Source organism: Flavobacterium sp. IC2-16 (assembly GCF_055521455.1).
This window is the reverse complement of the sequence record NZ_CM145480.1, coordinates 2,559,397-2,572,486: the sequence shown is the minus strand read 5'-3', so window position 1 is coordinate 2,572,486 and position 13,090 is coordinate 2,559,397. Positions and strand designations below refer to the sequence as shown.

The 13,090-nt window shown below is 33.2% G+C and carries 17 protein-coding genes; 9 read left to right on the top strand and 8 right to left on the bottom strand.

From position 1 onward, the window contains the following. Positions 1–32: 32 nt before the first annotated feature. The gene (locus ACZ1JT_RS11950) at positions 33–542 is read right to left on the bottom strand and encodes a CAP domain-containing protein (RefSeq protein ID WP_465094053.1); all 510 of its coding nucleotides are present in this window, start codon (positions 540–542) and stop codon (positions 33–35) included. A 330-nt stretch (positions 543–872) separates the two neighbouring features. Between ACZ1JT_RS11950 and ACZ1JT_RS11945 the strand changes: the two genes are divergently transcribed. Beyond that, on the top strand, positions 873–1,193 hold the full coding sequence (locus tag ACZ1JT_RS11945; protein ID WP_465095295.1) for an ArsR/SmtB family transcription factor: 321 nt from the start codon (positions 873–875) through the stop codon (positions 1,191–1,193). Then, positions 1,190–1,684 carry an SRPBCC family protein gene (locus tag ACZ1JT_RS11940; protein ID WP_465094052.1) on the top strand — a complete coding sequence of 165 codons (495 nt, stop codon included), beginning with the start codon at positions 1,190–1,192 and terminating at the stop codon, positions 1,682–1,684. The genes ACZ1JT_RS11945 and ACZ1JT_RS11940 overlap by 4 nt, the downstream gene beginning before the upstream one ends. A 112-nt stretch (positions 1,685–1,796) precedes the next feature. Here the strand turns inward: ACZ1JT_RS11940 and ACZ1JT_RS11935 are convergent, their stop codons facing one another. The 6 genes from ACZ1JT_RS11935 to pyrR all read right to left on the bottom strand — a co-directional run bounded on the left by ACZ1JT_RS11935 (position 1,797) and on the right by pyrR (position 6,283). Next, positions 1,797–2,306: a CAP domain-containing protein gene (locus ACZ1JT_RS11935; protein WP_465094051.1), complete on the bottom strand. Its 510-nt coding sequence runs from the start codon at positions 2,304–2,306 to the stop codon at positions 1,797–1,799. Positions 2,307–2,461: 155 nt separating this feature from the next. Beyond that, entirely contained in the window at positions 2,462–3,109 is a 648-nt protein-coding gene (gene pdxH / locus ACZ1JT_RS11930; protein WP_465094050.1) for a pyridoxamine 5'-phosphate oxidase, read from the bottom strand. Between the two features lie 179 nt (positions 3,110–3,288). Then, positions 3,289–4,194 carry a ribonuclease Z gene (locus ACZ1JT_RS11925; protein ID WP_465094049.1) on the bottom strand — a complete coding sequence of 302 codons (906 nt, stop codon included), beginning with the start codon at positions 4,192–4,194 and terminating at the stop codon, positions 3,289–3,291. Between the two features lie 70 nt (positions 4,195–4,264). Then, positions 4,265–4,597, bottom strand: a complete 333-nt coding sequence (locus ACZ1JT_RS11920; RefSeq protein ID WP_465094048.1) for a ribonuclease Z — start codon at positions 4,595–4,597, stop codon at positions 4,265–4,267. 92 nt (positions 4,598–4,689) lie between these two features. Next, positions 4,690–5,616 carry an aspartate carbamoyltransferase catalytic subunit gene (locus tag ACZ1JT_RS11915; protein WP_465094047.1) on the bottom strand — a complete coding sequence of 309 codons (927 nt, stop codon included), beginning with the start codon at positions 5,614–5,616 and terminating at the stop codon, positions 4,690–4,692. A gap of 109 nt (positions 5,617–5,725) precedes the next feature. After that, positions 5,726–6,283: a bifunctional pyr operon transcriptional regulator/uracil phosphoribosyltransferase PyrR gene (gene pyrR / locus ACZ1JT_RS11910; protein WP_465094046.1), complete on the bottom strand. Its 558-nt coding sequence runs from the start codon at positions 6,281–6,283 to the stop codon at positions 5,726–5,728. A gap of 231 nt (positions 6,284–6,514) precedes the next feature. Between pyrR and ACZ1JT_RS11905 the strand changes: the two genes are divergently transcribed. Both ACZ1JT_RS11905 and ACZ1JT_RS11900 read left to right on the top strand, forming a co-directional pair. Further along, positions 6,515–7,387: a hypothetical protein gene (locus ACZ1JT_RS11905; protein WP_465094045.1), complete on the top strand. Its 873-nt coding sequence runs from the start codon at positions 6,515–6,517 to the stop codon at positions 7,385–7,387. Positions 7,388–7,520: 133 nt separating this feature from the next. Then, positions 7,521–8,399: a pirin family protein gene (locus ACZ1JT_RS11900; RefSeq protein WP_465094044.1), complete on the top strand. Its 879-nt coding sequence runs from the start codon at positions 7,521–7,523 to the stop codon at positions 8,397–8,399. 48 nt (positions 8,400–8,447) lie between these two features. On the opposite strand, the gene ACZ1JT_RS11895 is transcribed toward ACZ1JT_RS11900, so the two are convergent. Beyond that, the gene (locus ACZ1JT_RS11895; RefSeq protein ID WP_465094043.1) at positions 8,448–8,972 is read right to left on the bottom strand and encodes a helix-turn-helix domain-containing protein; all 525 of its coding nucleotides are present in this window, start codon (positions 8,970–8,972) and stop codon (positions 8,448–8,450) included. Positions 8,973–9,306: 334 nt separating this feature from the next. On the opposite strand from ACZ1JT_RS11895, the gene ACZ1JT_RS11890 reads away from it, so the two are divergent. From ACZ1JT_RS11890 to ACZ1JT_RS11870, 5 genes are all read left to right on the top strand, one after another. Then, positions 9,307–9,999, top strand: a complete 693-nt coding sequence (locus tag ACZ1JT_RS11890; protein ID WP_465094042.1) for a hypothetical protein — start codon at positions 9,307–9,309, stop codon at positions 9,997–9,999. Positions 10,000–10,204: 205 nt separating this feature from the next. Then, positions 10,205–11,197: an IS30 family transposase gene (locus ACZ1JT_RS11885; protein WP_465093876.1), complete on the top strand. Its 993-nt coding sequence runs from the start codon at positions 10,205–10,207 to the stop codon at positions 11,195–11,197. 93 nt (positions 11,198–11,290) lie between these two features. Continuing rightward, entirely contained in the window at positions 11,291–11,890 is a 600-nt protein-coding gene (merTP, locus tag ACZ1JT_RS11880; protein ID WP_465094041.1) for a mercuric transport protein MerTP, read from the top strand. Positions 11,891–11,894: 4 nt separating this feature from the next. After that, positions 11,895–12,104: a GDCCVxC domain-containing (seleno)protein gene (locus ACZ1JT_RS11875; RefSeq protein ID WP_465094040.1), complete on the top strand. Its 210-nt coding sequence runs from the start codon at positions 11,895–11,897 to the stop codon at positions 12,102–12,104. 181 nt (positions 12,105–12,285) lie between these two features. Then, complete coding sequence (locus tag ACZ1JT_RS11870) at positions 12,286–13,071, top strand: hypothetical protein (RefSeq protein WP_465094039.1); 786 nt, start codon at positions 12,286–12,288, stop codon at positions 13,069–13,071. The last annotated feature ends 19 nt before the right edge of the window (positions 13,072–13,090 follow it).

Sequence of the window (13,090 nt, the reverse complement as noted above, 5' to 3'; positions counted from 1 at the left end):
CGCAAAACTAAACACATATTCAATCAATCAAATTATTTTCTAATAAACATATTGGTGAAGTATAATTTACCATTACTGTCTTCTCTAACCGAGATTCCGAAGTGGGTATAATTACCTTCAATGTTAGCTTTGTGAGGAGCACTATTCAACCAAGCATTCACTACTGATTCTGCGGTTGAAAAGTTATAGGCTACGTTCTCTCCTACTGATAGAGCTCCTAAGGTTTTCTTTAAATTATCCTCTCTTTGGGCAAAAAGGGCGTGTGTTAACGTATTTATCGAAATCATATACTCATCATGTCCTTCTGAAACATTAGAAATATGATTTATTTTTTCTAACGGATTTAAACCTTGGCTAACACGATATTCGTTAATTCTGTTAGCAACAGCTTGTTCAATATCCGAATAGCTATAATCGTTGTTAATTACGTAGCTCGAAGCATCGGTGTTTGGAGTAGAGTCCGCAACACTTTCTTTAGAGCAAGAAGCAAAAGTGATAAGTAGGACAATGATCGATAAGGGGCGGAAAATTGTTACTTTCATAAATTAAAAATTTAAATATTAAACTTTTTGCTTCGTAACCAAATAATTTTTATAACTTATTGATTACGAGACAAATGTACATAAAAATCGATTAACTACAAATAAAATCGATGAAAAGCACTAAATTTTAACATTTAAGCCTAATTTATTGGTTTTCAGTACTTTAAACTGATATTTTTTCAAACATTTTATCTCATTTTAATACTAATTACTCATTTAAAATGAAAGCTAATTAATTGCTTTTCAATAACTTTTTCACAAATAATTTGCGCAACCAAATAATTGCATGTATATTTGCAACCATATAGTAGCATATAAAATATTATGGAAATACGAAGAGATATATTTCAAGCTATTGCAGATCCTACCCGAAGAGCAATTATCGGACTTATAGCTATACAGGCCATGACACCTAATACTATTGCTGAACATTTTGATACAAGCAGGCAAGCGGTATCTAAACATTTAAAAATTCTTACCGAATGTGATTTAATAAAACAAGAACAAAAAGGCAGGGAAATCTATTACACCCTTGAAGTAGAAAAAATGAAAGATATTGATATCTGGCTGGATCAATTTAGAAAAATATGGGAAACCAAATTCAGTCAGTTAGACGACTTATTATCAACTATTAAAAACCAGAAAAAATGAACAACAATTTACAATCTGATTTTATCGTAGACAAAGCAACGAAAACGGTAATCATAAACAGAGAATTTGCTGCCGAGCTTTCATTGGTTTGGGATGCATTCACTAGAGCTGAACTTTTAGATCAATGGGTAGCGCCAAAACCCTATACTTCCAAAACAAAATATATGAATTTTGAAGTTGGAGGAAAACGCTTTTATGCTATGGTAAGTCCGGAGGGTTTAGAACATTGGGCAATTCAGGAATATACTTCCATTACACCAAAAACCAATTTTAAAATGCATAATGCTTTTGCAGATAAGGATGAAAATCCACAATTACCAGGTTCTGAATGGGATTATAAATTTAGCGAGCAAAACGGAAAAACCCAAGTTTGCATTACAATTTACAATGAATCGTTAGAGCGTATGGAAAAAATGATTGAAATGGGCTTCAAAGAAGGATTTACAATGAGTGTAACCAATTTAGAAAAGCTTTTGGAAACATTGTCATAAAATTAAACACAGATAGTATAGTAAAACAAAAAAGCATTCACTTTTGGTGAATGCTTTTTGTTTTTTCGGATTATAAAACCCGCAAAACTAAACACATATTCAATCAATCAAATTATTTTCTAATAAACATATTGGTGAAGTATAATTTACCATTACTGTCTTCTCTAACCGAGATTCCGAAGTGGGTATAATTACCTTCGATGTTAGCTTTGTGAGGAGCACTATTCAACCATGCATTCACTACTGATTCTGCGGTTGAAAAGTTATAGGCTACGTTCTCTCCTACTGATAGAGCTCCTAAGGTTTTCTTTAAATTATCCTCTCTTTGGGCAAAAAGGGCGTGTGTTAACGTATTTATCGAAATCATATACTCATCATGTCCTTCTGAAACATTAGAAATATGATTTATTTTTTCTAACGGATTTAAACCTTGGCTAACACGATATTCGTTAATTCTGTTAGCAACGGCTTGTTCGATATCCGAATAGCTATAATTGTTGTTAATTACGTAGCTCGAAGCATCGGTGTTTGGAGTAGAGTCCGCAACGCTTTCTTTAGAGCAAGAAGCAAAAGTGATAAGTAGGACAATGATCGATAAGGGGCGGAAAATTGTTACTTTCATAAATTAAAAATTTAAATATTAAACTTTTTGCTTCGTAACCAAATGATTTTTATAACTCATTGATTACGAGACAAATGTACACCAAAATCGATTAACTACAAATAAAATCGATGAAATGCACTAAATTTTAACATTTAAACCTAATTTATTGACTTTTAAGGAGATAGTCTTTCAATTTTCCAATCAAAATCTTCTAAAATAGTATACCGTATTCTATCATGAAGACGGTTTGGTCTTCCTTGCCAAAACTCAACAGAAAGCGGTTTAACTACATAACCACCCCAATGTTTTGGACGTTTTATTTCTGAATTATCTGCAAATTCGTTTTCAAGTTGCTTTAAATTGTTTTCTAAAAAAGCTCTCGAAGGTATTACATCACTTTGTGGCGATACAATTGCACCTAGTTTACTTCCGTCTGGACGAGAATCAAAATAATTATCAGAGTCTAATTCGGTAGTTTTTTCGGCTATTCCTTTAACAATAACCTGTCTTTCCATAGAATGCCAAAAGAACGATAGACATACATTTGGATTATTTGCAATGGCTTTTCCTTTTTCAGAATTGTAATTGGTATAAAACACAAAACCTTCTTCATTAAACTTTTTAAGTAAAATAACACGGGATTTTGGAAAACCATCCATCCCAATGGTAGAAACTGTCATGGCATTAACTTCTCCTTCGGCTCCAAATTCTTCCGTTTCGTAAAACCAACGATGAAATAAATTCATTGGATCATCCGGAACATTTGTTTCCAAAAGTTCACTCTTTTCGTATGACTTTCTATAATTACTTAAATCACTCATTATTTAGACTTCTTAGATTATTAGACTTCTTAGATTATTAGACTTCTTAGATTGTTAGACTTTTTAGATTGTTAGACTTTTTAGATTATTAGACTTCTTAGATTATTTTAGATTGTTGGATTTCTTTGACTTCCTAGAAAATAAATAATCTAAGCTAGTCTAAGTCAGTCTAAACCATTCTAAAACTCGAATTCTTTTCCATCGTCAGCAAGTAATATGTTATTAAAAATAGTTTCGGCTTCTTCCTGAAAACGCTCAATTTTATCGTATCGGGTAGAATAATGTCCTAATATTAAATATTCGGCATTGGCTTTTTTTGCCATTGTGGCTGCTTGTTTTGCAGTAGTATGCATGGTTTTTTCGGCCAAATGCACTTCGGTTTCCAAGAAAGTGCTTTCATGATATAATACCGTTACATTGTTAATGATTGGGAGAATATCTTCGTTGTATACCGTATCCGAACAAAAAGCATAACTCTTTGCCGGTTCTGGGTCGAACGTTAGTATTTCATTTGGTATAACTCTTCCGTCTTCTAAAGTAATATCGCCACCATATTTTATTTTTGGATAGTAAACCACATCGATATCGTGATTCAAAATGGCATCGATGTTTAACTTTCTTTCTTTATTTTTTTCAATGAAAAGGTAGCCATTGGTATATACGCGATGCTTTAACGGAATTGTTTTTACCAAGACTTTTTCATCTTCATAAACCACTTCACTTTCTGTGTTTTCGAGTTCATGGAAATACAAATTATACCCAGTGTAAGAATTTGACAATCTGAGTTGTAGCAGAATTACTTCTTTAACTCCTTTAGGTCCATACACGTGCAAATCGGATTGGCGGTTAAGCAACATAAAAGTGGATATCAATCCTACTAAACCATAAAAATGATCTCCATGCAAATGGGAAATAAAAATGTGTTCTATTCTGGAAAACTTAATCTTATTTTTTCGAAGTTGTACTTGTGTCCCTTCACCGCAATCAATTAAAAACATACGATTTTTAATTTCCAATACCTGCGATGTCGGATTTGTAATAGTTCGAGGAGTTGCTGCATAACAGCCTAGTATGGTGAGTTTCATAACTTTCAGTGTTCAGTCGCAGTGTTCAGTCGCAGTTTCTGATTACTGTTAACCGTGACTGCTTACTAATTTAGAATCCCAAATCGCGTTCAATTTCTTCCATTTCAATCATATCGTGCGCTTCCAAAAGAGTTGGAACGACCAATAGTGAATCTGGAACTTCATTAAAATCGATATTTTCGGCAACTATAACAAAGGATTTTTTTGCTTTTTTGTGTTTTTTGGATAAATCAGAAAAGTTTTTAATTCCTTTAATATCAACCGATTTATCGTGTGTAATATCCAATACCAGATTACGCTCTTTAAAAGTTTCGTATTGGCTTGTAACTTTTTGAAGAAATTCTGAAATATTTCCTTCGGTATCTTTAATTACGGTTGTATGGGATTTGTGTTCTACTTTCATCGGTTGTAATGCTATCGGTGAACTGCTAAGTTACTGAGATTTTTTCTTTCTGAACAACTTTTTCCTTATCCCTTTTTACTTTTAACTATAGCTTACTTAATCTTCTGCGCCAATAAATAAATTACCGCCATTCGGATAGCCACACCATTTTCCACCTGATTTAAGATTACAGATTGTTGCGAATCGGCCACATCAGAAGTGATTTCCACCCCACGGTTAATTGGTCCCGGGTGCATGATTACGATTTCTTTGCTTAAGGAATCCAATAAGGCTTTGTCTACTCCGTATTGTTGCGAATATTCTCTTGTTGATGGGAAATAATTTACATCCAAGCGTTCGTTTTGGACGCGTAACATATTTGCAACATCACACCATTCTAGAGCTTTTCTTAAATTAGGCTCGTATTTTACACCTAATGACTCAATGTATCTCGGGATTAGTGTTTTTGGCCCGCAAACCATCACTTCTGCTCCTTGCATCTGCAGGGCAAAAATATTTGACAAAGCCACACGAGAGTGCAAAATATCTCCCACAATTACAACTTTCTTCCCTCCTACATCGCCTAAACGTTCACAGATGGAATAACTGTCTAGCAATGCTTGAGTTGGGTGTTCATGCGCTCCGTCGCCAGCGTTTACAATACTTGCTTTTACATTTTGCGATAGAAAGTAAGCCGCTCCGGGGTTTTTATGACGCATTACCACCATATCCACTTTCATGGAAAGGATATTGTTTACCGTATCGATAAGTGTTTCTCCTTTTTTTACTGAAGATTGTGCCGCAGAAAAACTCATTACATCGGCAGAAAGCCTTTTTTGAGCCAATTCGAAAGATAATTTAGTTCGGGTACTGTCTTCAAAGAAAATGTTTGCAATGGTAATGTGTTGTAAAGACGGCACTTTTTTGATAGGACGATTGATTACTTCTTTAAACTGATCGGCAGTTTCGAAAATCAAATCAATGTCGTTTTTGTTGATGTATTTTATTCCTAATAAATGATTGACGCTTAGCTCTTTCATTGGTATGGTTGTGTTGTTGTAATTTTTAAAATTTAAAGATTGAAAAATTTAAAGATTAAAAGATATTAGGATGACTTCATAATTCTTTTCCCTTTTCCCTTTTCCCTTCTCACTTCTCAGTTCTTACTTCTTTAGCTACTAAAAGCACTTGATCTTCTCCATCGTTCTCTTTCCAGTGCACAATAACTTTTTCATTATTAATAGCATCTACCTGTCTTCCTCTATAATCTGGTTGTATAGGCAAATCGCGGCTGAAACGTCTGTCGATTAACGTTAAAAGTTCAATTCCGGATGGTCTTCCAAACGATTGTATGGCGGTTAAAGCAGCGCGTATACTACGTCCGGTATACAAAACATCGTCTATAAAAACTACTTTCTTATCTTCTACCAGAAAATCTATTTGCGTTTTATTAGCTTCAAGGTTTTTTTCGTTTCGGCGGAAATCATCTCTAAAAAAAGTAATATCCAAAAACCCCAACGGTATATTTTTGATGTTGTATTCTTCTTCTAAAATTTGTTTGATTCTTTCGGCTAAAAACTTACCTCTGGGCTGAATTCCAATAAGAATAGTGTTTGAAAAATCGAGATGTTTTTCGATTAACTGACAGGCCAAACGGTGCAGAATGATATTGACTTCTTTTGAAGTGAGCAATACTTTTTGACTCATATTGAAGTGTTGTGTTTGGTGTGTAAAAGTACAATTTTTTCTTTAATGTAAGAATTGAAATAAAAATGGATTTTATTTCGCTTAACAATTAAAATATAATTTAAGGTTTTGATAAAATGCGTTCTTAATCGAAAAAAAACGAAAACTCAACGAAATAAACACAAAAACTACTGATTACTAATAAATTAAAGATATTTTTAACATAATTATCAACAATAAATTATACTGATTATGAAAAAAATTAATTACTCAAACAGTAGTGTGGCTATTTATTGTTTATTTGGGTTAGCTCTTATTTTTACTGCCTGTCAGAAAGATGAATTAACCGAAAGAAATAGCAACTTAAACTCTTCTCTTTCCTTAGTAAGCTCTGGAAATTGTGAAACGGATTGTTTTTTACCTGGCGGTCCTTATTTTGAAACCAACGATTCTAAAGTAGTGCAATGGGGTGGCCGCTTTGGCGTTTCAAATTCAAAAACTATCGATGTTAAATATTACAATACCGAAACCGATTTTGTAATCATGGTTAGAAGTACAAACGGCTGGAGCGACTTATCTATAGATGGTGTTCCGCTAAACCTTTCTAATGTTGCTGCGAATGTATGGGGAACCTATTCGTACCCATTACCTGCTGGTTGGCAAGCTTGCGACTTAGAATCGTTTGAACTTCAAGTTTCGGGAAATGGTCCTCCGGGGGTATTTGATGTGCGTTATAATTTAATTGGTATTTGTCCTCAGGGTTGCGAGACACAATTTGCCGGTGAAGCTATATCGTGCGATCAAACCCGAGAAGCAAAATATACTTTTATAGCTTCTGAAGACCAGGATTATATTAAAATTCAAGGCGGACTTACCAATTTTACTGGCGCTGATGCAGTTGTAAGTATTGATGGTGGTAATCTTGCTTACACACAATGGACTCCTGGTGGAAGTTCTAACCGAATTATAAAAGTTGAAGGAAGCGTTGCCAAATGCGAACCAATTACAATAACAATAACATGGAATTCTACAAATTCGGGCGGTGTTATTACTGGCGATTGGTCTATTAAAGATGGTAACGGAAACGAATTGGCTCCATCTGTAAGCGGATTGGAGTGTCCATAAACAATTGAGTTAGTTTATTTTAAGAGCTGTGGAGTAATTCACAGCTTTTTTTAGGTTATTTCTTAATCTAAATTAAGTGATTTAGGCTACTCTATGTGATAACTTTGTATATCAATTTTAAAAAACAATACTAATGTCTACAAAAAATATAGAACTAGTTGCCGAACCAAGAGCCCCTCATTTTGTAGGTGATGGCTTTAGAGTGCACAACTTTATCCCAAGTGGTTTTCGTTTGGATATGGAACGTATGAGTCCGTTTATCATGTTAGATTACAATTCTAAATACAACTTCCCACCTTCTGAAATTCCTAAAGGCGTTGGAGTTCACCCACATCGCGGATTTGAAACCGTAACGATAGCCTACAAAGGAAAAGTTGCCCATCATGACAGTGCCGGCGGTGGCGGAATTATTGGTGAAGGCGATGTACAATGGATGACGGCAGCATCGGGTGTTTTACACAAAGAATACCATGAAGAAAACTTTAGCAAAACAGGAGGCGAATTTCAAATGGTGCAACTTTGGGTAAATCTTCCGGCAAAAGATAAAATGAGTTCACCTAAATATCAAGCCATTGAAAACAACCAAATGGGACGCTATGAACTACCTGACAATGCAGGTTTTATTGAAGTGATAGCTGGAAATTACAAAGGAGTTAAAGGGCCGGCAACTACCTTTACCCCTGTAAACATGCAAAATGCAAAATTACATGCAGGCGGTAAAGCTGAGTTTTCATTTCCGGCGAATTACAACACTGCATTGCTGGTTATTGAGGGAAGTATTAAAGTAAACAATACGGAAACTGTACCAACAGATCATTTCGTTTTATTTGAAAACGAAGGCGAATCATTTTCTATTGAAGCGTTAGAAGAATCGATAATTTTAGTACTTAGCGGCGAACCGATTAACGAACCTATTTTTACTCACGGTCCTTTTGTAATGAATACCAGAGAAGAAATTATTCAGGCGATTGACGATTTCAATAATGGCAAGTTTGGAACTTTGGAAGACTAAATAATTTTGAGTTATAAATTATAAATTGAAAACATAGAGTTAGAATGGCTAGATAATGCGTTCTAACTCTTTTTTTAACTCCTTTTTATATTGATTTGCTGTTCTTAGAGCAAGTTCACATTTTAATTGTGCCGTTGGCCCATTTTGTTCAATACCTTTTATAGCACGACGCCGTATACTACTAATCAATTCGTGAGGTGGTTTTTCTTTACCCTGAAATTCATTTTCCAGATAAGTTGAGAGTTCTAACGCAGCTAAATGCTTTTGATATTTTGCCTTTAGTGTTTCCAGCTTTTTATTTAGTGTATACGTTTTAATTTCGGTTGCCTTAATTTCCTGTCCCAACATATTGATACTGTTAGCTATAGATGACTTTACATTAAGCAACTCGTTTTCTTTACGTTTGCTTTCTACATGATTGTATAGCGTAACGAGTTTTATCATTTTAGCGGATGATAATTCGCGCAAACCTAGCTCGAACATGGCAATTTGACTCTTGGTACTTTTTAAAAGTATCGCAGTTTCCTCTTGTGTGATTCCTAAATTCTCTCTAAAATTTCGTGACTTAATCATAATACTAAAGGTTTACGGTGTGATTTTTTGAATCGTACTGTAAAGATAATTACAAAATTGTGAACTTTTGCAATGTAAATAAATTTTGATTACAATTTTGTAATCAAACGATATTGCTAATTCAAATTCTCACAAAATTAAAATGAAATAGAAGTTGATTTTTTATGAAAATAAAATGACTACAATTAAACTGCAAACACCTATTAATTTTATTATATTTGAAAAAATATTGTTTGACTCGAGTCATACATATCCAACACATTTTGTATGTATATGAACTGATTTACCAAACATATAAGTAAGTTGTGCGATATTTTACCAAAAAAACGTAAAAATGAAAATAATCCAAATTTTAGTTTTAATCTTTATCTCCATTTTTTTATCAAATTGTAAAAACGAAATCCAAAAAAATGATAAAATAGAATATAATGAAATTGAATTAATAGATAAATTTACAAATAAACTTAAATTAGATTACGCAGATAAATTAACTATAGCAGAAATATCTCCGTTATATATTGGTAAAATATCTAAAGAAATAAAAATATCTTATCAGAATTATAAAACTGTTGAAAAAAACCAAACTTTAAAAAAATATAAATTTCCAATGCAAAACTCATTGGAAATATTTATTGACACAACAAGAATAATTGGAATTCCAATGGGATTATATGAATATTCTAAAAAAGAAAAAAGAAATGATAAAATTGCAAATCCAATTTTTATAAAAAACATTAGTAATGACACTTTAACTATTGGTTATGCAGAATATTTACCAATAATTATTGAAGCGAAAAACAGAAATGGAGAATGGCAACCAATTCAAGAAAGAATGAGATTTATGTGTGGGACTGGTATTATAGATTTTTATTGTCCACCGAACAACATTGTCATTAGTTCAATGCAAAAATACGGTGGAAATTTTAAAACTAAACTTCGACTTAAATATGAATCATTTACTTCAAAAACTAGCATATTTTCAAATGAAATTAATGGAGAAATTAATGAAAAACAATTCGTAAAATAAAAACATCGCACAACAGCGGTTTTATGAAATTGGGGTTTTAGGTAAAATTTAAAGGTTATTTTATATATTTGACTTCAGTCCTAATGGAATGGTTTGGGAACAAAAATCCCCAACTTCATAAAGCCGGCGGGACGTTATGGGCAAGGCTAACGCCGGTTCAATAATCTAACGCAACTTTTTAAAGAAATTTATAAGTTCGTTAATTATGAAAAAGTACAGCCGATTAACTCTCAAAGAGCGTATTGAAATTGAAAAACTATTAGCTTTAAACCTCTCCTGCCCTGCCATTGCTTTAAGGCTTGGAAGACATAAGACTTCCATCTACAGAGAAATCAAAAAGTACCAGAAAAAAACTTATCAGTCTTGGGAAGCAAACATGAATTCTTATGACCGATGCATTAATAGAAAATATGGGAAAAGTAAAATAAAACTAAACCCAGAACTTCAAAATTACATTCATGACAAACTGGCTAAGTTTTGGTCACCTGATCAAATTTCTGTAAGTTTAAAACGTTTATTTCCTAACAACAAAAACATGCAGGTAAGCCACGAAACGATCTATCTTTACATCTATCTACATTCTAAAAAAGAACTCAAAAGCACGCTCATTTCCGAGTTAAGACAAAAAAGAAAATACAGAGGAAATACCCGAAGAGGAACAGATAAAAGAACAACCATTAAAGACCCTATAAGAATCGATGAACGCCCGGAGGAAGTAATCGGAAGAGAGATTCCTGGACATTGGGAAGGAGACTTAATTTTAGGTAAAAACAGAGAATCCGCAATAGGAACTTTAGTGGAAAGATCAACCAGAGCGGTCATATTGGTACACCTAAAATCAAGAGACGCTAAATCCGTTAGAAAAGCTTTTGAAAAGGAATTTAAGCAACTCCCTACTCTAATGAAAAAATCGCTTACTTACGACAACGGAACCGAAATGGCACAACATAAATTATTTACCAAAAACACCAAAGTACAGGTATATTTCACTCATCCATACAGCCCATGGGAAAGACCTACCAATGAAAACACAAACGGCCTTTTAAGAGACTATTTCCCAAAAGGAACAGATTTATCAACCGTAACAAAAAAACGCCTCAAACAAGTTCAAAATGAACTCAACGAAAGACCCAGAAAGGTACTCGACTATCAAACTCCAAAAGAAGTTTTTGATTCTATGATTTTAGAAATTATGTAATCTAAAAAAAGATATATTTGTGATACTCTAGCGTTGCGCTAGAAATTTGAAACCGCCAAAGAGACAACGTACCAAACATAAACAGACGATAAAATGAAATCAGAAAATAGACTTGCAGGGCTTGGAATTTTGACAGCAATTTCGGCTTCACTTTGTTGTATAACACCAATTCTTGCACTTTTAGCAGGGACAAGTGGACTTGCTTCAACTTTTTCGTGGATAGAACCGTTTAGACCTTATTTAATCGGGTTGACAATTCTTGTACTTGCATTTGCTTGGTATCAAAAACTAAAACCTATAAAGAAAGACAACTGTAATTGTGAGCCGACAACGAAAGAAAAATTTATTGAAAGCAAAAAGTTTTTAGGACTTATAACAGTTTTCGCATTGACAATGTTGGCGTTTCCTTATTTTTCAAAAACATTTTACCCAACGACAGAAATAAAACCAACTAACATAATCATTGACAAATCTTCAATTCAAAAAACGGAATTTAAGGTTGAAGGTATGACTTGCGAAAGTTGCGAAGAACATATAAAACTTGAAGTAAACAAATTGACGGGAATTATAAGTTCAACAGTATCTTACAAAAATGGAAATGCAATCATTGAATTTGACAACACAAAACTTGACAACTTAAAAATTGAAGAGGCGATAAATTCAACAGGTTACAAAGTAACAGACAAAAAATAGAAAAATGGAAATAGAATTAAAATCAACGATAACTTGTCCCAACTGTGGACACCAAAAAGAAGAAGAAATGCCTACAAATGCTTGTCAATACTTCTACGAATGTGAAAGTTGCAAGACACGACTGAAACCATTGCAAGGCGACTGTTGTGTTTATTGCAGTTACGGAACAGTGAAATGTCCACCAATTCAACAAAACAAATCTTGCTGTAACTGACGAACGAAAAATGGGCTGCACATAACAGCAGTTTGGCAAAATGGCGGGTTTAGTGCTAAATTGAAGTGCAGTTCTTCGATTGAACTTTTGTGCAAAACTGAACATTTGTGCTTCGATTTCCGCCACTTCGCCAAGCTGCAAAACGTTAACAGCAAGCATACACCAAAATTGCGGTAAAAAGATGAAACATAAAATTATATTACTATTCTTTACTTTTTCATTAAACTCATTTTCACAATCATTATGTCACACGGATATTCTGAATAGAGAAGAATTAAACCCAAAAAATAAAGTTTCAGAATTTTTAAATTATGATTTCTCTAGATTATGGCTAAAAACAGAAAACAGTTTAATCTATGGATTTATTGGAAATGAATATCAAAGGATTTTAATAAAGTTTCTTACTGTTGAAAAAAATATAAATGATAACAATGAATATTTTGTTTATGGTAAATCGAACGTTAAGGAAAATCTTTGTGAATTCATTGGTAAAATAACAATCTATAAAATTCAGGAAACTAAACGAAAAAATTTTGGTGTCGATGATGAATTTAAAAATCAAGGTATTAAAACGCAAGGATTATTAACTGCTAAATATGAGTTTTTTGAAAATAAAAATCAAAAATATTCAGGCTATTTTTCGGGTATTTTACAAACAAAATGGTATTTAGACAAAGACGACAGAATTCAATATGATGATATCAATATTGCGTCAGATATGTATTTCAATAACGCATTTGTTGGAACTTGGAAAATGTATAATTCCAAAATTGAAAAACCATGCCATTGGGGAGATTACAGAGTTCCAAATGTAGATTGCAATTTTGATGTTGGAACTGGTGAATTCAATGTCGCTCAAAAATATTGGGATAAAGGTTGGTTAGATATAGCTTTAAAAAACAGAATGCCAAATAGCGCAATTATAGAGCCAAAAAAAGCAGAATTGAATAAACAATGGTGGCAATAAATAAATGCCAGCTGTTAAC